The 21,275-nt window shown below is 45.8% G+C and carries 22 protein-coding genes; 11 read left to right on the top strand and 11 right to left on the bottom strand.

The window, feature by feature from the left end; translation table 11 throughout:
* Positions 1–63: 63 nt before the first annotated feature.
* A complete protein-coding gene (locus tag AC5O63_RS05825) occupies positions 64–1,029 on the bottom strand; it encodes a sialic acid TRAP transporter substrate-binding protein SiaP (protein WP_494504260.1) in 966 nt (321 codons plus the stop codon).
* Positions 1,030–1,266: 237 nt separating this feature from the next.
* Between AC5O63_RS05825 and AC5O63_RS05820 the strand changes: the two genes are divergently transcribed.
* The 3 genes from AC5O63_RS05820 to nagA are packed head-to-tail and all read left to right on the top strand — an operon-like array spanning position 1,267 to position 3,977.
* The gene (locus tag AC5O63_RS05820) at positions 1,267–1,989 is read left to right on the top strand and encodes a putative N-acetylmannosamine-6-phosphate 2-epimerase (RefSeq protein WP_272787593.1); all 723 of its coding nucleotides are present in this window, start codon (positions 1,267–1,269) and stop codon (positions 1,987–1,989) included.
* Positions 1,977–2,840, top strand: coding sequence for an N-acetylmannosamine kinase (locus tag AC5O63_RS05815; protein ID WP_494504259.1), 864 nt, complete (start codon positions 1,977–1,979; stop codon positions 2,838–2,840). The genes AC5O63_RS05820 and AC5O63_RS05815 overlap by 13 nt, the downstream gene beginning before the upstream one ends.
* 3 nt (positions 2,841–2,843) lie before the next feature.
* On the top strand, positions 2,844–3,977 hold the full coding sequence (gene nagA / locus AC5O63_RS05810; RefSeq protein ID WP_494504258.1) for an N-acetylglucosamine-6-phosphate deacetylase: 1,134 nt from the start codon (positions 2,844–2,846) through the stop codon (positions 3,975–3,977).
* 21 nt (positions 3,978–3,998) lie between these two features.
* Here nagA and AC5O63_RS05805 read toward each other — a convergent pair whose 3' ends face one another.
* Positions 3,999–5,123 carry a multidrug effflux MFS transporter gene (locus AC5O63_RS05805; protein ID WP_494504257.1) on the bottom strand — a complete coding sequence of 375 codons (1,125 nt, stop codon included), beginning with the start codon at positions 5,121–5,123 and terminating at the stop codon, positions 3,999–4,001.
* Positions 5,124–5,219: 96 nt separating this feature from the next.
* Here AC5O63_RS05805 and AC5O63_RS05800 point away from each other — a divergent pair, with 96 nt between their 5' ends.
* Positions 5,220–5,993: an AraC family transcriptional regulator gene (locus AC5O63_RS05800; RefSeq protein ID WP_494504256.1), complete on the top strand. Its 774-nt coding sequence runs from the start codon at positions 5,220–5,222 to the stop codon at positions 5,991–5,993.
* 48 nt (positions 5,994–6,041) lie between these two features.
* Positions 6,042–6,908, top strand: a complete 867-nt coding sequence (locus tag AC5O63_RS05795) for a glycerol kinase (protein ID WP_494504255.1) — start codon at positions 6,042–6,044, stop codon at positions 6,906–6,908.
* A 21-nt stretch (positions 6,909–6,929) separates the two neighbouring features.
* On the opposite strand, the gene AC5O63_RS05790 is transcribed toward AC5O63_RS05795, so the two are convergent.
* Positions 6,930–7,808, bottom strand: coding sequence for a LysR substrate-binding domain-containing protein (locus AC5O63_RS05790; protein ID WP_494504254.1), 879 nt, complete (start codon positions 7,806–7,808; stop codon positions 6,930–6,932).
* A gap of 148 nt (positions 7,809–7,956) precedes the next feature.
* Between AC5O63_RS05790 and hisC the strand changes: the two genes are divergently transcribed.
* Positions 7,957–9,075 carry a histidinol-phosphate transaminase gene (gene hisC, locus AC5O63_RS05785; protein WP_494504253.1) on the top strand — a complete coding sequence of 373 codons (1,119 nt, stop codon included), beginning with the start codon at positions 7,957–7,959 and terminating at the stop codon, positions 9,073–9,075.
* Positions 9,059–9,832 carry an ABC transporter substrate-binding protein gene (locus AC5O63_RS05780; protein ID WP_494504252.1) on the top strand — a complete coding sequence of 258 codons (774 nt, stop codon included), beginning with the start codon at positions 9,059–9,061 and terminating at the stop codon, positions 9,830–9,832. The genes hisC and AC5O63_RS05780 overlap by 17 nt, the downstream gene beginning before the upstream one ends.
* Before the next feature lie 39 nt (positions 9,833–9,871).
* Here AC5O63_RS05780 and AC5O63_RS05775 read toward each other — a convergent pair whose 3' ends face one another.
* The 8 genes from AC5O63_RS05775 to AC5O63_RS05740 form a co-directional block, all read right to left on the bottom strand.
* Positions 9,872–10,681, bottom strand: a complete 810-nt coding sequence (locus AC5O63_RS05775) for a substrate-binding periplasmic protein (RefSeq protein WP_494504251.1) — start codon at positions 10,679–10,681, stop codon at positions 9,872–9,874.
* 160 nt (positions 10,682–10,841) lie between these two features.
* Positions 10,842–11,270 (bottom strand): YccF domain-containing protein, encoded by a 429-nt coding sequence (locus AC5O63_RS05770; protein ID WP_494504250.1) that lies wholly within the window; start codon positions 11,268–11,270, stop codon positions 10,842–10,844.
* A 50-nt stretch (positions 11,271–11,320) separates the two neighbouring features.
* On the bottom strand, positions 11,321–11,632 hold the full coding sequence (locus AC5O63_RS05765) for an antibiotic biosynthesis monooxygenase family protein (RefSeq protein ID WP_494504249.1): 312 nt from the start codon (positions 11,630–11,632) through the stop codon (positions 11,321–11,323).
* 35 nt (positions 11,633–11,667) lie between these two features.
* Positions 11,668–12,396, bottom strand: coding sequence for a sulfite exporter TauE/SafE family protein (locus AC5O63_RS05760; protein ID WP_494504248.1), 729 nt, complete (start codon positions 12,394–12,396; stop codon positions 11,668–11,670).
* A gap of 79 nt (positions 12,397–12,475) precedes the next feature.
* Complete coding sequence (locus tag AC5O63_RS05755) at positions 12,476–13,687, bottom strand: MFS transporter (RefSeq protein ID WP_494504247.1); 1,212 nt, start codon at positions 13,685–13,687, stop codon at positions 12,476–12,478.
* 9 nt (positions 13,688–13,696) lie between these two features.
* A complete protein-coding gene (locus AC5O63_RS05750; protein WP_494504246.1) occupies positions 13,697–13,876 on the bottom strand; it encodes a hypothetical protein in 180 nt (59 codons plus the stop codon).
* A 128-nt stretch (positions 13,877–14,004) separates the two neighbouring features.
* The gene (locus tag AC5O63_RS05745; protein ID WP_494504245.1) at positions 14,005–14,610 is read right to left on the bottom strand and encodes a glutathione S-transferase N-terminal domain-containing protein; all 606 of its coding nucleotides are present in this window, start codon (positions 14,608–14,610) and stop codon (positions 14,005–14,007) included.
* A complete protein-coding gene (locus AC5O63_RS05740) occupies positions 14,601–15,014 on the bottom strand; it encodes a rhodanese-like domain-containing protein (protein WP_239824920.1) in 414 nt (137 codons plus the stop codon). Before AC5O63_RS05740 ends, AC5O63_RS05745 begins: the two co-directional genes overlap by 10 nt.
* Before the next feature lie 133 nt (positions 15,015–15,147).
* Here AC5O63_RS05740 and AC5O63_RS05735 point away from each other — a divergent pair, with 133 nt between their 5' ends.
* The 4 genes from AC5O63_RS05735 to AC5O63_RS05720 all read left to right on the top strand — a co-directional run bounded on the left by AC5O63_RS05735 (position 15,148) and on the right by AC5O63_RS05720 (position 20,939).
* Positions 15,148–16,089, top strand: coding sequence for a helix-turn-helix domain-containing protein (locus AC5O63_RS05735; RefSeq protein ID WP_494504244.1), 942 nt, complete (start codon positions 15,148–15,150; stop codon positions 16,087–16,089).
* Between the two features lie 115 nt (positions 16,090–16,204).
* The gene (gene norR, locus AC5O63_RS05730; RefSeq protein WP_494504243.1) at positions 16,205–17,734 is read left to right on the top strand and encodes a nitric oxide reductase transcriptional regulator NorR; all 1,530 of its coding nucleotides are present in this window, start codon (positions 16,205–16,207) and stop codon (positions 17,732–17,734) included.
* A 593-nt stretch (positions 17,735–18,327) separates the two neighbouring features.
* Positions 18,328–19,617 carry a phosphatase PAP2 family protein gene (locus AC5O63_RS05725; RefSeq protein ID WP_494504242.1) on the top strand — a complete coding sequence of 430 codons (1,290 nt, stop codon included), beginning with the start codon at positions 18,328–18,330 and terminating at the stop codon, positions 19,615–19,617.
* Between the two features lie 20 nt (positions 19,618–19,637).
* Positions 19,638–20,939, top strand: a complete 1,302-nt coding sequence (locus AC5O63_RS05720) for a phosphatase PAP2 family protein (RefSeq protein ID WP_494504241.1) — start codon at positions 19,638–19,640, stop codon at positions 20,937–20,939.
* Positions 20,940–21,275 lie beyond the last annotated feature (336 nt).

The raw sequence follows: 21,275 nt of genomic DNA, 5'->3' as shown, positions 1-21,275 counted from the left end.
AGCTCCATGGCTGGTCAAAAATGACCAGCCTGAATAGTAGAAATTAGCGTCAGCTAATTCCCCTTACATTGCTGCCAGCTTTTTAACGATAGGCTCGCCAATCTTGTCTTCAAACTCAGCGTACAATGGCTGCATCGCTTCACGGAATGGCGCTAAATCTGGATAAGTCACATTCACTCCCTCTTTTTCAAAGAAAGAGATCAGCTCAGCTTCTTGTTTTTTCACTGATGCGGTATGAGCTGCACCTGCCTTTTCAACGGCTTTTTGCACAATCTCTTTGTCCGCATCCGACAGCTTTTGCCACGTTGACTCAGAAATGATCACCATCTGATCGTTAACAATGTGATTAGTCATTGCGAGGTTGCCTTGAACCTCATAGAACTTCATTGTTTTAATCGTTGGTAATGGGTTTTCTTGACCATCAACCGCATTGGTTTGCAGTGCTAGATACACTTCAGAGAAAGCCATCGGCGTTGGTGATGCACCTGAAAGTTTTGCGTAGTTTAGGTTTGGTTTAGCGTTTGGAACTCGAAGCTTAAGACCTTTAAAGTCTGAGATATTATTAAGAGGGCGGTTAGAGGTCGTTTCACGAGTACCGTTGTACCAAGTATCGAGTGCTCGCCAGTTAAACTTAGTCAGCATCTCTTGACGGATACCTTGACCAAATTCTGAATCAAACATACGACGTAAGTGTTCATAGTCACGTGCCACATACGGCAGGGTGACCGCTTCAGCGCGCGGAATCCAGAGTCCCATGCGGCCAAACTCAGCATAAGTGATATCGAGATCGCCCATGCTTAACTGTTGCAGCATCGCGCGGTCATCGCCTAGCTGAGCACTAGGGTAAAGAGAGAGTTTTATTTCTCCATTACTCATCTCTTCTAGTGTATCAGCCAGTAGTTTGGCAGATGTGTACTCAACAGAGCCCACGGATGCCTGCATCCCCATTTTTAATGTCGTTGCTGCGTGAACCGACGCAGCACACCCGAGAGTCAGCATAGCGAGAGTAATAGTGTTGATGGCTTTCATATTGTTCCCTTTTATTCGATTTATATCTTGTTTCACCGATTTCAAAAAAAACTTTTATTTTGTTTGAAAAAAATCTTCGTTATGGATTATTATTGCCGTAAAGATTATTTTCAAACCAACTTTTTACAAAATGTGATCGCGGACAAAAATTCGCCACCGGTTATTAATAGGCAGACGGATTAGACGAATTGTGATGGTTGTTCATTCACCATCACTCCGCAATACAATGCTTAAGTTATGAGGCCCGTCGTGAGAACAAAAAATCAGAATATCAATGAGTTAAAGCAGTCTTTACAAGGTCAAACCGTCGTTTCTATCCAACCTGTAGTTGGTAGCCCGCTCGAAAAAACCGAGTTTATTGTTGCAATGGCTTTAGCTGCTGAACAAGCCGGAGCTAAAGCGCTTCGCATTGAAGGAGTTGAAAATGTTGCTGCTGTTTCAGGCGCTGTCAGCATACCAATTATCGGTATCGTGAAACGTGACTTGCAGGGCAGTCCTGTCCGGATCACACCTTTCGCTTCTGATGTTGATGATCTTGCCAATGCCGGAGCGACCGTAATCGCCTTTGATGCAACAAACAGAACGCGTCCAGAAAGCCGAGAGCATATTGCGTTAGCGATTAAAAACTCTGGATGTTTCGCTATGGCGGACAGCTCTTGCTTTGAAGATGGGGCTTGGGCACACAGCCAAGGCGTTGAAATTATTGGTTCAACCTTGTCAGGTTACGTGGGCGAGCAAGAACCTGTAGAGCCAGATTTGCAACTGGTTAAACAGTTTTCACAAGCGGGTTTCTTTACAATGGCGGAAGGACGCTACAACACACCAGAATTAGCCGCAAAAGCGATCGAATCTGGCGCTGTCGCGGTGACCGTTGGTAGCGCAATTACTCGCCTAGAGGTTGTCACTAACTGGTTCAACTCAGCGACACAAACCGCAGGAGCACAACAATGCGTACGCTAGCCATTGACATTGGTGGAACAAAAATCGCATTAGGGTTCATTGAAAACAATAAATTGATTCAGCGCTGCCAAATTGCAACGCCTATTGCACACAGTGCTGAGCAGTTTGTCGAAACGATTCTCGGCAGTGCATCGCAGTGGCTCGAACATGTCGACAATATAGGTATTTCCACCACTGGGCTTGTTACACAACAAGGCATTTCGGCGATTAACCCCGAGACTTTGGCTTTCCCTACTCCTTTTCCACTCGCCCAAGTATTGCAATCCATCGTTGGCAAGCCGGTCTTAATGCTCAATGATGCGCAAGCGGCGGCTTGGTTTGAGTACACTATGCTAGAGACATCGGTTAAGAATATGGCCTTTATCACCGTGTCTACTGGTGTCGGTGGTGGCATCATTATTGACGGTCAACTTCATCAAGGACAAGGGGGGTTGGCTGGTCACGTCGGTCATATGGTTATTGATCCCAATGGCCCACAATGTGGCTGCGGACAAACAGGTTGCGTGGAATCGATAGCGTCTGGCACGGCAATTAAAAAAGCGAGTGACGCTGCCTTCTCCAATCCAATCAGCAATATTGAGCTATTTGAACAGGCGTCATCCAATCCAGAAGCCGAAACAATTATCAGTCAAAGTGCTAACGCTATTGCCACATTATGTTGTAACTTGAAAGCAAGCCTTGACCTCGACTTGATTGTGTTAGGAGGCGGAGTGGGACTTGCACGCAACTACATACAGCGCGTCGAGCAAGCTATTCAACGTCGTCCTAAAGCTTTTCAAATTCCTGTGCAGGCAGCCAAAGGAAATTACGACGCTTGCCTATTAGGCGCAGCGTTTCAGTTTAAGGAGTAATCCATGGCACTCAGAGCCATTTCTGCACCACGTATTTTCGACGGTGAGCAATACCACAATGATGCCGCGTTAGTCTGGAAGGATGAACAGATCGAATCCATTGTGGCTATCAACAACCTACCGCAAGGTATCGACCACCAGCATTTCGAAGGGGCGCTGATTGCACCTGGATTTATCGATATTCAGGTCAATGGTGGTGGCGATGTCATGTTCAACAACGACATTACTCCACAAGGCATCGAGACAATTTGCCGCGCCCATCGAACTCATGGCACAGCCTATTTATTGCCGACCTTGATCAGCGCAACACCAGACAATATCCAACAAGCGCTATCTGCAACCGAGAGAGGGCTCAACGCCAAGATCTCTGGACTGCTTGGGGTACATTTGGAAGGACCTTGGCTTAACAAAGAGAAGAGAGGCGCGCACGATGCCAATCTTTTTTACGCGCCAACGGTCAGCCAATTAGATCAATTTGAGTGGCCAACACAGGGTAAAGTACTGGTTACCGTTGCGGTAGAAAACATCGAGCCATCTGCTCTACAGTGGATGAAAGATAAGGGGATCACCCTATCCTGTGGTCATAGTAATGCCAAAGCGGAGCAATTGACTGAAGATAAACTCTCGTTAGTGGATGGCTTTACTCATCTGTTTAATGCGATGTCGCCTTTTGAAGGTCGCGAGCCTGGCGTGGTGGGAACTGCTTTAAACAGTGACCACGCGTGGTGCTCGATCATCACTGACGGTATTCACGTCCACCCGCAAAGCTTCCTTCTTGCGCACAAGGCGAAACCTCAAGGCAAGCTGCTGATTGTTACCGACGCCATGGCGACTCTAGGAAGCAAAACCAATCAGTTTGAGCTCGATGGCGAAACGATCCAAGTTGTCGATAACAAACTGGTCAACAGTCGTGGAAGTTTAGCTGGTGCGCACATCGGCATGGATGAATCCGTTGCCAATGTGATTCAATGGGGAATTGCAGAGGAAGAAGCGCTGAAAATGGCGTCTACCTATCCTGCCAACGCCCTATCATGCGATAATCTAGGAAAACTCAAGCCTAATTTCCGCGCAGCGGCCACAGTGTTAGATGACAACTACCGCAGCCAAGCGGTACTCGTCGATGGTCAGCTGTATTAACAATTAGGAGGTGCTCACCTCCTAATTCTTACGAAGCAAACTAGCTATCACTAGCAGCAAACTGCTCATAAGAAGGGCTGTCCCTAAGTTCTGCATTAAACCAACAGCGGATAAACCAAAACCTATCAGCAAATAATAGAGCAAGCCAAACAGTGCACCAGCACTACCAGTCTGTGATTTATACTCTATTAGGGCTCGGCTCAATATATTTGGAATCCCTACACCAAATGAAGCAACTACCAATAGCATTGGGGCTAGCAGGGCAACTCCGTCTTGAAGCAACCACACCATAATCGACCCGAATGTAGCGCCCCATGCCGACAATTGAACCAAGAGTTTTGACTCATAACCTCGGGCAAGAAGCCCCTTGTTTAGCCAACTACCTGCGAAAGTTCCAACTGCTAAGATAATCCCGCTGTATCCAAATTGTTTGCTGGTATACCCCATAGCATCAAAGATAAATGGACCAAGCAAATAGTAGCTGAACAATAAAACATTAAAACAAGCCACCATTATTCCATCTATCCAGATGTTTCTGTTTGCTAGCATTTGCTTGGCAAGTGGAACTATGTGGATGTTGCCTTTCATAGCAAGCTTGGTTTCCGGTAAACTCACTAAGCAAAGTAGGAACAAAGCTATCGCCATAATTGATAAAGAGAGAAACACGGCTTTGTGACCTCCAGTATCAGCGAGTACTCCTCCAAACATTAACCCAATAACCGGACTCAGTGATATACCGATCCCCATCAAACCAAATACTTTGGCTAACCGTGCACCATCATAGCTATCACGTAGCATAGTCTGGGTAACTACTGAACCAACCGCTGCCCCAAAGGCACTCAGTGCACGCATGAGTAGAAGTGTTTCAAACTGCGAGCACTGCATAGCACCAACAGCTGCTACGCCGTAAACCACTAGCCCTAATAACATTGAATATCTTCGCCCTAAATAATCAGCAGCCACTCCCCAAAACACGACACCTAGTGCGAAGGCACTAAAGTAAATCGATAGAGTTTGTGCAGCAGTATTACTCGCAACATTAAAAGCGAGGGCAATGTGGGGTAATGCAGGGCTGTAGATAGTCTCGACAATTTGCGGAAACATCATCAGAGCTAGCATTACCCCAACGGAAGGAGTCTTATTCATTACAATATCCCAACTAGAAAAAGTGGGCGTAGTTTAGACAAGAGTGCTAAAGTCCCAATAACGACATTGGAACAATAAACTTCAATATAAGAACAAATGGCGCTAATCAATGACAAGTCCGAATTTGACGTCGATACACTAGATAACACAGTGATCGGAATCGCGGCTCGAATCGGCAAGCATGATTCAGGGATGCATATCCACAGTAAATCCCAACTTCTCTATGCTCCTGAAGGGTGTATCAGCATACAGTTGGACGATAAAAAAAGTGTCTTGCCTCCCACCCGTGCTGCTTGGATACCTGCGGGCGTGCGCCACTGTGCAACCATGAACAACGTCGTTGAATATCGTTCACTCTATTTCGAAGAAAACATAGTCGCGTCGTTCAACGAAGTGAAAGTCATCTCTGTAAACTCACTGCTTAAGGCTCTGATCGAGCGAATGTCTTTTTGGCAATGGGACAAGCCTAAGCGAGAAATGCACGCGACACTCCAGCTGTTTCTGGAAGAGCTTCAATCTGCGTCCGAATATCAACTGACGCTACCTTTTCCTAACGATCCTAGACTCAATCAATGGCTTGATTCACTTCAAAAACCGGACTCTAACGTGCCAAATTTGAACAACTTAGCCAAACAGATTGGCGCTAGCAGCAAAACAATAAGTCGCATATTCTCCAACCAAGCGGGGATGCCGTACCAGTCATGGCGACAGCAATGGAGACTATTGAAATCAATAGAGCTTCTTTCTCAAGGAAAACAGGTCAACGATGTCGCTTACCAATTAGACTTTTCAAGTGATAGCGCTTTCATCACATTCTTTAAGCAACAAACAGGGACTACGCCGCTCCAATATATACGCACAACAACTTGATTCATTTGCAGATTACTCTAACAATGACGTATCAATGAGGGAAAGCCTATGTCCGACAAAATCTCTACAACTGCATTAGCGAAATTGCGTGAACTGGAACCTAAGCAATTGTTCAATGAACTGAAATCTGCGGGTTACATTAATCGTGCTGAGGACAGCTGGGTTTTGACCGAGATCGGCGCCAAGTTCGGTGGCGAATACGTTGAGCACCCGAAGTTTGGTAAGTTCATTGTCTGGCCAGAAAACCTACTCATAGACAGTGTAGCGACCAGCGGTAAAGCACTGAGTGCTACTCAAATTGGAGAACGCTTATCTCTCAATGCCAAAAAAGTAAATCAGCTTTTGCAAGAGCTAGGTTGGATTGAAAGGACAGAGAAAGGTTGGACGGTAACGGAATCAGGGCTAACGGTTGGCGGTTATCAACGCGAAGATAAGGAAAGCGGTTATGGGTTTGTCGTTTGGCACGACTCTATCGTTCGTAACAAGCGCTTAAAGCAGTCTGTGATTGAGTTTTCTGGTCAAGATTCCGAAGCACATGCAACAGACAAATCCCTTTCTAGCTTTAGACAAAAATTTGAAGCGAAACATCGCACTCTAGACGGTCACTATGTACGTTCTAAAGGTGAACTCATAATCGACAACTGGCTCTATATGAATGGAGTGGTTCACGCCTACGATCGTCAATTACCGATAGAACAAGACGTCTTGAGCGATTTCTATTTACCCACTGGAAAAGTCTATTTGCAGTATTGGGGAACTGACGCTGGCAACACATCAGACAAAGAACAGCAATCTATCCGCGAGTTGTATCAGCAGCATAACTTTGCGCTGATAGAGGTATTCCCTGCAGACATCGACAAACTCGATGACGTTTTACCAGCCAAACTCAAAACCTTCGGCATCAAGGCTTACTAGTAGGCTGCCAAAGATAGATGGCTATTGATTTCGCTCTGTCAGCCACTCAATCAATTTAGCGACCATCGCATTGTCTTGCTCTCGAAGGTATAGCAGATGATAGCCATTCCCAGTGGTCACACTAAGGTCAAAGGGTTGTATTAACCTTTTAAGTTTTAAATCTTGCTCAGCCAAAGTCAGATCACCAATCGCCACTCCAAAACCTTGCTGAGCAGCATTCATCGCTTGATCTAAAGTTGCAAAGGTTTGGTTTCCCTTGCCTTTTAATCGAGTATTGCCATGACTTTCCAGCCATAGCTTCCAGTCTGATTGCTCTTGATTGGCATGCAGCCAAGTAAACTGATTGAGCACGTCCTTATCACCATTTTCCACGATTTGCTGCCATAGCTCTGGAGCGCAAACTGGCGCTAAAAACTCTTCAAACAGTAGTGTCTGATTGACCACTTTGCTTCGAGTCGGCTTGCCGTAGGTAATGATCAGATCGAAGCTATCAAAATTCGGCACAGCTTCGTGTTTAGTTGTCGAAGTTAGCTCAACGTTCACGTCAGGGTATGCCTGCTGAAAATTGGCGATGCGTGACAACAGCCATGAGGTAATACAACTAGGAGCGTTGAGTTTGATTCGATTCGCGCTGTCAGCAACCTCACGAATCGACATCTGAAGCCGCTTAATAATTTCTTCCGCCAGCGGAACAAACTTATCGCCTTCCGGAGTTAAAGACAGCCCCCTCGCCTGACGGTAAAAAAGCTGAACTCCCATGATCTCTTCAAGAGTTTGAATCTGCCGACTGATGGCACCTTGGGTCATATTCAAGGCTTCAGCCGCATGGGTAAAGTTAAGGTAATACGCCGTAGAAAGAAAAGCTTGGAGGTTTTTCGTCGAAGGCAATCTTGTGTTCATTATTATCATCCATGACTTTTTTGCATAGCTAGTATGCCTTTATTTCGATTCTACACAAAGAGCATATTGACTAAATTATTACTCATTAGGAGAAAGTACCTAATTAAAATCCTTTTAATTGACTAAATATTCAGTAAAGGTATATGAGATGACGTCACTCGCGGAAAAACTTGCGCCAGAGAACATAAAAAAATTAATACCATATCAATCTGCAAGACGAATCGGCGGTTCTGGTAGGCTGTGGTTGAATGCCAATGAGCTAGAACAACCTCTTTTCTTTACTGAGCATCAACCCGCACTTCATCGTTATCCTGACTTTTTGCCACACGATATCGCTGCAGCATACCAAGCGTATTGCAAAACCACGCAACCAACCATCGCAGTGCGCGGGGCCGATGAGGCGATCGATCTGTTAGTAAGAACGTTCTGCCAGCCTATCCAAGATAGCATTGCGATTTGTACCCCTACCTACGCAATGTACGAATTTTGTGCGGAGTCATTTTCAGTCAATGTCATCGACTGCCCTTTGTTAGCTCCAGACTTCTCACTGGATGTTGAAAACGTGATTAAGGCAGCAGATAGCGCTAACCTACTGTTTCTTTGTTCGCCGAACAACCCAACTGGCCAACTGCTAAACAGAAGTGACATTGTCGCAATACTTGAAAGCACCCAAGACAAATCGCTTGTCGTCGTAGATGAGGCCTATATTGAATTTGAACTCGCTGAGAGTGTTGTCGACCTGATCGAACAATACCCGAATCTGATTGTCATTCGTACTCTATCCAAAGCTTTTGGACTTGCGGCGGTACGATGTGGGTTCATCATTGCTTCTTCAAGCGTTATGGCGTTTATTTCTAAACTGGTTCCGCCTTATCCAATGCCAGATAGCTCTGCTGAGATTGTGCTCAAAGCGCTGAGTCCTAAAGGGCTTACTCATGTGCATGACAATACACAAGCATTGATTCGTATACGCGATAACTTTGTTCAGCAAATACAGAACCTTACTTGGATAGAGACCATCTACCCATCTTCAACCAATTTTGTCCTGATTCGAACTCAACCTGGTATTGAGCTGTTTGATTACCTGCTTAAGCAAGGCGTCGTTACTCGCAATCAAAGTCATGAGCCTAGTCTTAAGCACTGCGTACGAATCACCATCGGCTCAGAAACCAGTATGCAGGAAGTCAGTGAAATCATTTGCAACTTTTCTGGCACCCTGACACCATCCAATAAAAATAGGGATATTACTCATGAACAAAATGCTTAGTGCCTTTGCTTGCGCCGCAGCTCTGCTATCTGCCCCTCTCATGGCTAAAGAAGTCCGTTTAGCCTCTGACTTTACCTATCCACCATTCAATTACATGGATGCCAGTGGAAAGCCAGTAGGCTTTGACATCGAGATTGCCGATGCCTTGTGCTCTGAAGCTAAACTCAAATGTACTTGGGTATCCCAAGGGTGGGACTCGCTAATTCCAAGCCTGCTGGCAAGAAAATCAGATGTCATTATGGCTTCAATGCGTATCACTGAAGAGCGCAAAAAGCGTATCCTCTTCACGGATAAGTACTACCAAACTCCAGCGCGATTTGTAGCAAGCGAAAAGAGCAATATTGAGCTAACTCCTCAAGGCTTAAAAGGTGCGGTCATCGGTGTCCAGAGTGGCACTATCCACGACCGATATGTCACCGACAAGTTTGGTGATGTTGCAGAAATTAAACGCTACTCTGGTCAAGATGAAGTCTACATCGATTTGCAAAATGGCCGCTTAGACCTGACGTTTGGCAACTCAGACCAATTAGCGCTGGCCTTCTTGGACAAAGAAATCGGTCAAGGTTTCCAGTTCGTCGGTAAGCCAGTAACAGACAAAGCCTATATAGGCGAAGGCACCGCTTTGGCCCTACGTCAAAATGACAAAGCATTAGCCGAAAAGTTTAATCAGGCGATTAAGACGATTCGCGCCAATGGCACTTATGACAAAATTGCGGCTAAATACTTCTCCTTCGATATCTACGGCGAAGAACTTTAACGCAATGAAAAAGAGGCTCAAACGAGCCTCTTTTCCTATCTATTTCATCGCGTTACGATACCGAACCATAATCTCGCTATCCGGATGATACTGTTGCATTAGATCGGCAAGCTTGCCCTGATTTTTTAGTTCATCGAAACTATCGCGCAACGCTTCGACTACTTGCTGTGATGTCTTATTCCCCGTCACTAACCAAAGCTCTTTGCAGAGCTTATCGACTTTCACCACTTCAACAAACTCTTTAGGATCATACCCATACTGCTCCATACGATAGTAGTAGCTCGACGTGACCAAAGGGGCAAAATCAACTCGGTGAGCACGCAGCAACTTGATAGCCACTTTGCCATAGTTGACTGGGATGATATTGGTAAACCCTTCTTCTCGCGCCATCTCCTCAAAATTGCTCGCGGTTTGGGCAGCAAAACTGAAATTCTTTAAATCTTGAAAAGAGTTAGGAGAAACGTTAGGGCCATCAAAGTGACGATAGATCGCAACCTCGTAGGGTGATACGGGCCCTATCCACTGATATTCAAGTTCGCGGCTAGGCGTACGCGAAAGAGAGAAAAACAGCGTGTTTTCATTTTCTTGAGTATTGCGAATCGCACGTTTCCATGGCGCAAAGTGGACATTCGCCACTTCCATGGGAAGCGCTTGTGAAGCGTGTTCAACAACCGCTTCTACGAACCTCACCACGTATCCTTCCGCTTGATCATCCACTTGGACCTGTAGCGGTGGAAACTCTTGGGTATACAGTTCTAATTGTATCGGCTCAGCAAGGCTAGCAGTCCCCCAAAGGAGCGCCATCCATCCAATCGCAATATTGCCAAACTTTCCAGACTGACGAGTCATATTATTGTTCTTTATGTTTATAAAATAGGCAGCAATTGGCTACCTACTATAAACCTCTTATTGATAGGATCAATTAGCGATTGGTCGAACCTGTTGCACAATCACTTTATAACTAAGTCTTTGATAGTAAAAAGCCCCTTTCGGGGCTCAGTGAGTTGCTTTACTTCGAATATCTTGCCATCGCTGCCTGTTCTTTGGGTACGACAGTCTTACCTATAGGAGCAAGTGATATATAAGCTAACTTAAGGTGCTGAAGCGCAAATGGAATACCTATGATGGTCACAAAGCAGGCCACTGCCGACATAATATGACCAATCGCTAGCCAGATACCCGCTAGTAAAAACCAAATGATATTGCCGACCATACCTAATGGACTGGTACCTATATCCATTTCATTAGTCAGCTCATCGCGAGCGATAGCTTCGTGACCAAACGGGAAGAAAGAAAAGTTACCCATGACGAAACAAGCTCGTCCCCATGGAATCCCCACAATACTAATAAACGCAAGTAGTCCGAAGAACCACCACAACAGTCCCATGATAACGCCACCACACAGGAACCAAATGATATTACCAAGAATTCTAAGCACTTTGTTTCTCCTTATAGAAAACGATACCAATCGTGATGAGTAGCTGAAATCTACTTATCCCGATTGGTACAACCGTAGATTGATTCGTAATGTTCTACGGTTGGGAATGGGTCATAAAAATGGTGTAAAAGAGCCTTCCATTCCTGATATTCAGCAGACCGCCTAAAGCCCTGCTCATGGTCTTCTAATGTTTGCCAGTTCACTAACAAGATATAGCGATTTGGTTTTTCTATACAACGTTGCAACTGATGCGAAACGTAACCCTTCATAGACGAAATTATAGCCTGTGCTTTACCAAAGTTTTGTTCAAACTCTTTCTCTAAACTTGGCTTTACATCTAAGATTGCGACTTCCAGTATCATGGTTTTTCCTTAACGTAAGATGAACAAAACGGTTTCTAGCTCAAACCTTGCCAAACGGCCGTTGCGCCGCTGATCGAGCAAAGCAAAAGGGCGCCAGTGCGAATTTTCTCTTTCGGTAAGGATTGAGTGGTCATCATGGCGAGTTTATACCCTACCCACGCGGCTGGAATTAGCGGAATACTGATCCAAAGATGATGAAAGGTTAAAAAGCCTGCTGGCATTTGAATCACAAGCGAGATGATAGAGCTAAAGACAAAGAAGGCAGATAAGTTACCACGCAGTTGATTAGCTTCTTGGTGCTGAAGGAGCAATGCCATTGGAGGCCCGCCTATCGCAGAGCTGGTACCAAAGAAGCCCGAAAAGAAACCCGCGACGCCCATTCGCATTGGCGTTGGCTCAATGCGAAAAGGCAGTAAGCTCACCACAACCGCAAACAATACTAAGGCACCTAACCACAATGCCAGCAGGTCGGTCGAAACCATAACCAGTAACACACCACCCGCAATCGAACCCGGGACACGACCAATCAGTGCCATTCTAAGGCCACCAATTTCGACACTGTCTCTATGCTTTAGCGCATTGAGGATTGAGATAAACAGAGCGACTAAGCAGATTGGAGCAGGCACGTAATCAGGAGAAACAAGAAACAATAAAGGCGCGGCGACAATCGCCAGACCAAAACCGATCGCTGTTTGAACAAACGAACCAAGAAATATTAAAAACGCGGCAATTAATGCCTCAGGCGTCATCCATTCAGCGAACATATAAACCGTTTAAATAAAAAGAAAAGTTAAGCAATGATAATCGAAATGAGCATCATCAGCTTAACTTTTATTCAGATTTTTACGCAGTTGCCAAACGTCTAACTGGTTGATCATTGATTGGTAGATGAATCAATGCAGCCGCAAATGCGAGAACCACCGTTGACCACCAAATTGGGTCATAAGATCCGTAGTAATCATAGATTCGTCCACCAGCCCAAGCCCCGAGAAAACTACCGACTTGGTGGGTAAAGAACACCAGACCATATAGCGTAGACAAATACTTGGCTCCGAATATTTGGCGAACCAGTCCAGATGTCAGCGGTACGGTACCAAGCCAGCAAAAGCCGATCGCCCCACCAAAGATTGCCGCAGTGTGCTCTGTAACAGGCAGAGTCACAAAGGCACCAATCACAACAGTTCTCACTAGATAGAGTGCGGACATCACATGACGCTTGTTGAATCTGTCACCCATTACGCCCCAGAAATAGGAACCAAAGATGTTAAAGATACCCACATAAGCCAGAGCCATCGCGGCAGTTGAGGCCGGTAAATGCTTATCAGCCAGATAACTTGGCAAGTGCGTCGCAATAAACATCACGTGAAAACCACACACAAAGAACCCAAGGTGAATTAACCAATACCCTTTGTGTGCGAAAGCTTCTTTTAACGCCTGCTTAAGCGTTTGGTTGTCATCTTCCTGATTGGCTGACGATTGATTTGTTGTTGCACGACCATTTTTCATAAACAGAGCAAACGCAATCATTAAGCTGGATAAGATTGCGAAGCCTTGGAGCGCGCCTTGCCAACCAAAGTCACTGAGTAAAGTTTGAGCGCCAGGGATCATTGCAAACATACCAAATGAACCGGCCGCCGTTGTTAGGCCAAAAGCTTTCGCTGCGTGCTGCGCGGGCACAACTTTCGCCACTGCGCCAAGTACAATCACATAACTGGTCGCACTCAGACCTAAGCCAACCAACACACCTAAAGAGAGGTAAAGTAAGCTCGGCTCCACAGCGATCGAAGTTACGTACAAACCCGCGCCATAAGCAATCGCGCCCATGATGATGATTCTTTTCGCGCCAAAGCGATCCGCTGCCATACCGACAAATGGCTGGAAAACGCCAAACAACAAGTTTTGCAGTGCGATAGCAAAACTAAAAAACTCTCGGCCTGTCTGAAAATGGTCCGAGATAGGCATCATAAAGATACCGAAAGATTGCCTGATCCCTAGACAGATAATCAGAATGGCTATCCCAAGCCAAACAATTGGTGGAAATCGGGAAATGCTCATCGCAAAGCCTTAATGGTGATGGTGGTGAGAATGGTCGTGGCCGTCGCCCGTCGTCTGATGACAACCGCTATTGATCGCCTGCTGAGCCAGTAGCTCCAACAACTTCGGTGAGTTGTGGATCGCAACCAAAGAGAGGGCTAACAGCAGGATCATTCGCACTAGCTGAGCAAAAAGTGATTGAGAAAACATGATTCATTATCTCAGCATGGGTTAAAAAAGAGCGCGAAGTGTAGAGCTCCTCGCGCAATGACTCAAATGACATTTAAACAAAGATATTATGCATAATATGCATAGTCTTAGTGGCTATGCCTCGACCTTCACTCAGCGTTTCTCTCCCACTGTCTCATTTGCTCTATCCCTGATTGCATTAACGCCCAATCCAATAGACTAGCCTGATATTGCCCAGCCTTACCTTCTAAGCGAATACCATAACTGTTGAGGCGGTAAGCAAGCACGGCATAGAACGCATCAACGGCACCTGGTCGAGCAAACATAAAGGGAAGTTCGGCCTGCGAGAAAATAGCGGTAACTCGTTCAATCTCAAGTCGTAGTGCTTGGTTTGATAAATCTGATGGCGGCACAGAATCTAACGTGAAACCGCATTGAGAACGCAGGGTAAAAAAGCCTGAGTGCATTTCATTACAGAGCGAACGCGCTATCGCCCTCTGGCTTTGATCTTGCGGGTACAGCGCCCCTCCAGATTGCTCATTGAGGTATTCAACGATGGCCAACGAATCATGCACCGCCAAGTTGCCGTCTTTTAACACCGGTACCAAAGCAGAAGGCGACAATTGAGCCAGTTGCTGTTTTGACGCTGGATTAGAGAGGTCAATGACTTGAGCATCCAACTCTAAGTTCGCCATTGTTGCGCATAACCAGACGCGTAGTGACCATGTTGAGCCCGTTCCGACGATTAACTGCATTGTGCTTCCTCCTCTGTTGCCAGTTCAAATCCTTCATCTAACCAACCTGTGATACCACCAATCATCTTTTTCACTGGTCGGCCGAGCTTTGCTAAACGAATCGCCGCTTTCTCTGTGCCATTACAATGTGGCCCGGCGCAATACACCACAAACAAGGTATCGAGTGGAAACTCAGCTAAGCGCTTTTCATTGAGTCTAGGGTGGGGAATGTTGATGGCACCATCAATATGCCCTTGTTCAAACAAGCTTTCGCCTCTGACGTCAACCAAAATGAAATCTTGCAGACCATTGCTAAGAGCATGATGCACATCCCAGCAATCGGTTTCGAATCTGAGTAGTTGTTCAAAGTGCGCTAGAGCTTGTTCACTTGCTGCGGCTTTAACACGAGATACTGCACTGGTCATAACTTGTCCTTGTTTTGTTATAGATTGTGTCCATAGTGCAACCAATTCTCGATGTATTAAACTGGCTTAAAAGCCAACCATCGTTAATAATAAGCCAAAGTAAGAAAATGAACTTAGTCTTCAAGGAAGAGAAATGAAACGCGTCGCGATACTCGCCCACAGCCATGCCGCGCTGTTTGAAATGTCTTGTGCTATTGAACTATTCGCCCTGCCTAGACCAGAGTTTGAGTCTTGGTACGAGACCGATGTGGTCACGTTAGAGAGCGCTGACATCCACACCACAGGAAACATCACCCTTAGCGCGCAAAAGGTCGAAAGCCTTGAAGATTACGACACTCTGATTATCCCCGGATGGCCGACTTGGGACTATGCGATTCCTGAGAAAATAGAAGCGGAAGTTAGTCAATTTTCCAAACAAGGTAAGCGAGTGCTCACTTTGTGTTCAGGTGCGTTTTTATTGGCTAAGCTAGGGCTACTCGATGGTAAAACGGCGACTACTCATTGGATGTACGAGCAAAGCTTTCGCTCTCAGTTTCCAAACGTAAATTATCAATCTGATGTCCTTTACGTTTTTGATGGCAATATTGGCTGCTCTGCTGGAAGCGCAGCAGCACTCGACCTTGGCTTAGCCGTTATTCGTCATGATTTTGGTTATAGCTTTGCCAATCAAGTGGCGAAAAGGTTAGTGATTTCCGCCCACCGGCTTGGCGGTCAAGCACAGTTTGTTGAGACGCCGATGCTAGAAGTTCCCAACAATTTTGCATCGGCACTCGACTGGGCAAACAGTCATTTAGATAGGAGCATTAGCGTTGATCTTCTTGCCGAAAAAGCCAGTATGTCACGTCGAACGTTTGATCGAAAATTTCGCGCCAGTTTCAACTTATCTCCTAAAGAGTGGCTAATTCAGCAACGCATTGAGCGCGCAAAAGGTCTGCTCGAAATCGAGTCTCACTCTATCGAACGCTTAGCCAGTATGGCAGGCTTCGAAAGTGCCACGACTTTACGTCATCACTTCCGGCGTTTGGTCGGCGTCTCCCCGCAGCAATATCGTAAGCAATTTGGGGATTTAGCCTAGCTCTGCTGTCGTTTTTGACTCACATCAACCGTACGGCGTTTATACCCTTAATGGCGATGTGAAAATTACATCACCTTGTTAGCATGGCGACTCTTCAAAAAGGGATCGCCAAATAATGAAAGCTAGCTTGAATAAAGTCCTGTTGGATATCGCGCTCAATTTAAGTTCCAACCAAAATAGTGAAACCCAATATCAGCATCTTATTGATGGTATTGATCAGGTATTTCCTTGTGATGCGAGCGCGTTATTTATCCTCGATCAAGATGGCTTTCTTACTCCCGTTGCGGTTAAAGGCATATCGAGCAGCATCCTAGCACGGCGATTCTTCCCTAAAACTCACCCTCGATTACAAGCCATCATGGAGAGCAAACAACCCGTCCGTTTTGGTGCCGACTGTGAATTGCCCGACCCATTTAGTGGCATCTTGTTAAGTGAAGAAGCCGAGCTTGATGTCCATGACTGTATGGGTTGTAGCTTGTATGTCGGTGGGCAGTTGGTCGGAGTGCTGACGCTAGATTCTTTGACTGTGGGGGCATTTGACAGCATTGATCCGGTGACAATCGAAACCTTCGCCGCACTTGCTGCTGCCACTCTGCGTAACATTGCCCAAGTGAAAGCCCTTAAGGCGCAAAACAAGAAGCAAAAACACGTCACGGAAACCTTGATTCAGCAAGCTCGCTCCAAGCAAGGAGAGATGGTTGGCGTTAGTCCGCAGATAGAAAAACTACGCACCAACATAGCGACGGTCGCGCAGTCTGACTATGCCGTGTTGATCACAGGGGAAACCGGGGTGGGAAAAGAGCTCGTTGCGCACAGTGTGCACGCTCAAAGTCACCGCGCCAACAAACCAATGATCTATGTAAACTGCGCCGCGCTACCTGAAGGACTGGCTGAAAGTGAGTTATTTGGTCATGTTAAAGGCGCATTTACAGGAGCAAATAGTTCCAGAGCCGGTAAATTTGAACTTGCCGATGGCGGCACTATTTTCCTAGACGAGTTGGGCGAATTACCGCTAGTGCTGCAAGCAAAATTGCTGCGCGTGATTCAGCAAGGTGAACTGCAACGAGTCGGCAGTGACCAACACTTATTGGTTAATGTGCGCATTATCGCCGCCACTAACCGTTCTCTAGCGCAAGAAGTCGAAAATGGGCAGTTCAGAGCCGACTTATATCACCGCCTAAATGTCTTTCCTATTTCAGTGCCACCGCTAAGAAAACGTGAAGGTGACCTACCCGTACTCGCGGGCTACCTGCTAGAAAAAGTCCGCAGTCAGTTCAACATCCCTAACCTGCATTTACACCCTAAAAGCCTTAGCCTACTTGAGCGTCAAGCATGGCCAGGCAATGTCCGAGAGCTTGAGCACACGCTGACTAGAGCCGCGCTGCGTGCTATTCAAGATCAGCAGCAGATCATCACCATTCAACACTTTGATGGTGGTATTGAGACTGCAACAAAGCTGACAAATAACAATTACCTACCCAAACAGAGTCAAGCTATGCGTGGATTGGTTGAAGACTATCAAAAAGATCTGATCCTACATGCACTAGAAAAGTCGAATGGCACGTGGGCGAAAGCCGCTGAGTTTCTGCAAATGGATCGAGGCAATTTATACAGAATGGGTAAAAAGCTTGGCGTAGAGGTGTAATACAGTGAATCTAAAAATGAAGGCGGGAATCCCCGCCTAAAAACAGCTAATTCTAAGTGTAGTGAACATGAAGACCATCGATGAGCGCGTATAACCAATAAATCATATTACAACCAAAGTTTCACTATAAAAATAAGGTCACCTTAAAATTTATTCGTCCATATCGCCCCAAAGAAACCCTCCTAGACATCCCAATAACATTATGATTAGAAACTTAAAAAAAACAGCCACAAGAAGATAACCATCGCTCAAACCCCAATCAGACAAACACAAATTAACAATAAAGGTTTTACATCAAATCTTTATTGACTTATAATCTCCGCAAATGATTTAAATGAAGTTAATTTTTGCTACAGGATGCAAAGATATTAGCGCAATACATTTTGAACTTGGTTACCGAGCAGTGTTTCTCAAAATAGAAACTGGTCACAAGTTAATCGAATTTAACGCGCCTAACCAATGAGTTACGGTTATGATAGACACGGTGAATGTAACGGCAGGGAGCATTTCACACACTATCGGGAACGCTTCTGTCATGCCATTTCTCGCTTCATCTCTATAACAACTAAGACCAACGTTGATGGTATAACTCTATGAAAAAACTTTTTTTGTCAGCGGCGATAACCACTGTTCTTGCTCAAGGAACTGCATTTGCAAATCCAACAACGAACGCAATCACGTCAAACACTGATGACGATATCGTTGTTGCTGGTGACTATATTCAAGTCGCGCTACCTCTGACAGGCCTTTTTGCTGCATGGCTACATGATGATGCTGAGGGCGCAAAGCAGTTAACCTATTCGCTTGCCACGACTATAGGTATCGTACAAGCAGGAAAATATGCCGTCGGTCGTATTCGACCTAATTCTTCAAATTCAGCGTCCTTTCCTTCAGGGCATACTGCTGCTGCTTTTTCTGGTGCAGCATTTCTACAAAGCCGCTATGGTGCTAAGTGGGGTCTTCCTGCGTACGCGGCCGCGAGTTTTGTTGGCGCAAGTCGTGTACACGGTAACCGCCACTATGCAGATGATGTGGTCGCCGGTGCTGGTATTGCCTTTTTAACCAATCAGTTTTTTGTCTCAGAGTACACGCCTGAAGGGGTGAACCTAAGCGCAGCGCCGATGAAAGATGGCATGATGGTTAACGTCAGCTTAACCAATGATGCCTTCGAGTATGACTCAGACAGAAAGCGTACGAACCCGGTATACGCCAAGAAAAAAGCACATTCATTTACGCTAGACATCGGTTTCAACTTATACGATAGCATGGGTGATTTAGGCGCGAACCAAACGATTGAAAACTCAGCACCAGTCGATGAATACCAGCCATTCTCACGCGCAATCTATGCCTACCAACTGAACGATGACAGCGCGATTGAGTTCCAACTGGCACCTAATGAAACTCGCCGTACGGGCAAAGTAAGTGGTGGCTTTGAAATCGACAACAACGCCTATGCGCAAGGGGAAGATATCTTTATCGCATTGCGTCAGTGGAGCGCAGGTGCCCTGTACCAGAAACAGTACCAAGTCAGTGATGCTGTCTCTCTTACTGCTGGTGCAGGTTTATATGCCTACTTGCTTGATATCGAAACCGATCTCATCAATGGTGGTAAGCACTCCAAATTAAGCTCTACGCCAGTCCTTCCATCCGTATCAGCAGAAATGGAATACGCATTCAATGATAAGTGGTCAGTAATGGGCCGTATGGATTACCAAATCTTCGATAGAGATCGAGTGTTTGCCTCTGAAACTGGCGTTAACTATAAGGTCAATCCAGACTGGACGGTCGCGTTGAAATACGCTTATACCAACAACAATTGGGAAATGTACCAAACAAGATATCGCTCTGAGTCAGTCTTACTGTCGGTAACTAACCGATTCTAAATCTGGAGAGACGATAGGCGATGAAAAGAACATTATTTGCGATAAGCTTAACTATGCTTGTAGGCAGTCCGTTGGTCTCCGCGCAAGACTACAATGCCATCAACGAGTCAGTGAATGACGATATCGTTGAAGCGGGTGATGTTCTTGCCATCGCCCTACCTGCAACCGGTCTTTTTGCTTCCCTGATTCATCAAGACCTTGAAGGGGCAGCTCAACTGACCATCTCGGTTCTCGCCGCTCAAGGCATTACCGAGGTTACCAAAAATACGGTCGGACGTTACCGACCAAATTCAGATCTGACAGGAGCGAGTTATAAGTCTTTCCCTTCGGGTCATGCAGCTGGCGCGTTTTCCGGTGCTGCATTCTTGCAAACTCGCTACGGCGCTGCTTGGGGAATACCAGCATATGCAGCGGCGACGTTTGTTGCTGCAAGTCGCGTTCATGGTAACCGCCACTACCCTGATGACGTACTAGGAGGGGCAAGTATTGGTTTTCTTGTTAACCAACTGGTCGTTTCGCCGTACGTTAAAGAGGGCGTAAGCCTAACCGCAGGTCCAAGCTCTGATGGCGGTGTCATGTTCGGTGTGTCAGTAACGGATAAAGCGTTGCAATACGATCAGGGTCGTAAGCGCGGTACTGGTGAGTTACCTAAGCGGAATCGTCATCGCTTTCAATTTGACGTCGGCTTTAATATGACAGACTCGGTTGATCAAATGGATGATCACGACCTGTTACCAGGCTCTAAGCTGGTTGATGACCACCAACCCTTCTCCTCAGTCATTTATGAGTACACGATAGACAATGAAACCTCAGTTGAATTTTCTTTAACACCGTCTGAAACTCGTCGTTATGGTACGGCTAACGGAGATTTTTCAGTCGACAATACCACTTATAGCCAAGGTTCAGACATCTACCTAGCTTTTAAGCAGTGGAGTGCTGGCGGTACTTATTATCAACATTACCAAATTAACGATAAGCTCAACCTCTCTGCCGGTGTTGGTTTATATGGATTTTTGGTTGAGTTAGAAGCTGATCATCTGCGCGGAGGCAATTACGCCAGTGAAGGAGGCTATCAGTTTATGCCTTCCGTCACAGGTAAGGCTCAGTACAAGCTGATCGGTGACCTGTATTTGCAGGGGCTTGCTAACTACCAAACTTGGAGCAATGATCAAGTCGGGTATGTAGAAGCTGGTTTCAACTACGCGGTGAACAAAGATTGGGAGCTCGGATTGAAATACACTATGTCACGAAATGAGTGGCGTGATGTCGGCGTTAAATATCGAGCCAATGCGGTAGTGCTCTCTTTCGCCAACCGATTTTAATTCATAAGAGGCTCATCAATTTCGGTGAGCCTTTTTACTGCCCAATAGTCTTTGTTGTAAAAATCACATCACCCTTTAAAGCCCCCACTAAGCTTGTGAATCCTCACCTGTTTTCTTGTTTGAAGTGACGTCATTTTCTCCTTTTGGCTTAAAGTGTGACCTCAAAAAGTAATGACAGATTACACACTATCTTGCTCAACTCCGCTTTCCGATGTCATTTACACATCACTTGCGATGTAAAATCAACATCACCACAGTCCCACAAGTAACGTAAAACCTTTAAATAACAAACAGTTAAATATTGGCACACTACCTGCTCTATCAGTCTCAAAATAA

Source organism: Vibrio sp. SCP2 (assembly GCF_059295395.1).
The sequence above is the reverse complement of the archived record's forward strand: the minus strand, read 5'-3'. Positions and strand labels throughout refer to the sequence as shown.

Excerpts from the sequence above, each read along its gene's own strand:
- AC5O63_RS05825 (WP_494504260.1), bottom strand. The coding sequence starts at position 1,029 with ATGAAAGCCATCAACACTATTACTCTCGCTATGCTGACTCTCGGGTGT.
- AC5O63_RS05820 (WP_272787593.1), top strand. The coding sequence starts at position 1,267 with ATGAGGCCCGTCGTGAGAACAAAAAATCAGAATATCAATGAGTTAAAG.
- AC5O63_RS05815 (WP_494504259.1), top strand. The coding sequence starts at position 1,977 with ATGCGTACGCTAGCCATTGACATTGGTGGAACAAAAATCGCATTAGGG.
- nagA (WP_494504258.1), top strand. The coding sequence starts at position 2,844 with ATGGCACTCAGAGCCATTTCTGCACCACGTATTTTCGACGGTGAGCAA.
- AC5O63_RS05805 (WP_494504257.1), bottom strand. The coding sequence starts at position 5,123 with ATGAATAAGACTCCTTCCGTTGGGGTAATGCTAGCTCTGATGATGTTT.
- AC5O63_RS05800 (WP_494504256.1), top strand. The coding sequence starts at position 5,220 with ATGGCGCTAATCAATGACAAGTCCGAATTTGACGTCGATACACTAGAT.
- AC5O63_RS05795 (WP_494504255.1), top strand. The coding sequence starts at position 6,042 with ATGTCCGACAAAATCTCTACAACTGCATTAGCGAAATTGCGTGAACTG.
- AC5O63_RS05790 (WP_494504254.1), bottom strand. The coding sequence starts at position 7,808 with ATGAACACAAGATTGCCTTCGACGAAAAACCTCCAAGCTTTTCTTTCT.
- hisC (WP_494504253.1), top strand. The coding sequence starts at position 7,957 with ATGACGTCACTCGCGGAAAAACTTGCGCCAGAGAACATAAAAAAATTA.
- AC5O63_RS05780 (WP_494504252.1), top strand. The coding sequence starts at position 9,059 with ATGAACAAAATGCTTAGTGCCTTTGCTTGCGCCGCAGCTCTGCTATCT.
- AC5O63_RS05775 (WP_494504251.1), bottom strand. The coding sequence starts at position 10,681 with ATGACTCGTCAGTCTGGAAAGTTTGGCAATATTGCGATTGGATGGATG.
- AC5O63_RS05765 (WP_494504249.1), bottom strand. The coding sequence starts at position 11,632 with ATGATACTGGAAGTCGCAATCTTAGATGTAAAGCCAAGTTTAGAGAAA.
- AC5O63_RS05760 (WP_494504248.1), bottom strand. The coding sequence starts at position 12,396 with ATGTTCGCTGAATGGATGACGCCTGAGGCATTAATTGCCGCGTTTTTA.
- AC5O63_RS05755 (WP_494504247.1), bottom strand. The coding sequence starts at position 13,687 with ATGAGCATTTCCCGATTTCCACCAATTGTTTGGCTTGGGATAGCCATT.
- AC5O63_RS05750 (WP_494504246.1), bottom strand. The coding sequence starts at position 13,876 with ATGTTTTCTCAATCACTTTTTGCTCAGCTAGTGCGAATGATCCTGCTG.
- AC5O63_RS05745 (WP_494504245.1), bottom strand. The coding sequence starts at position 14,610 with ATGCAGTTAATCGTCGGAACGGGCTCAACATGGTCACTACGCGTCTGG.
- AC5O63_RS05740 (WP_239824920.1), bottom strand. The coding sequence starts at position 15,014 with ATGACCAGTGCAGTATCTCGTGTTAAAGCCGCAGCAAGTGAACAAGCT.
- AC5O63_RS05735 (WP_494504244.1), top strand. The coding sequence starts at position 15,148 with ATGAAACGCGTCGCGATACTCGCCCACAGCCATGCCGCGCTGTTTGAA.
- norR (WP_494504243.1), top strand. The coding sequence starts at position 16,205 with ATGAAAGCTAGCTTGAATAAAGTCCTGTTGGATATCGCGCTCAATTTA.
- AC5O63_RS05725 (WP_494504242.1), top strand. The coding sequence starts at position 18,328 with ATGAAAAAACTTTTTTTGTCAGCGGCGATAACCACTGTTCTTGCTCAA.
- AC5O63_RS05720 (WP_494504241.1), top strand. The coding sequence starts at position 19,638 with ATGAAAAGAACATTATTTGCGATAAGCTTAACTATGCTTGTAGGCAGT.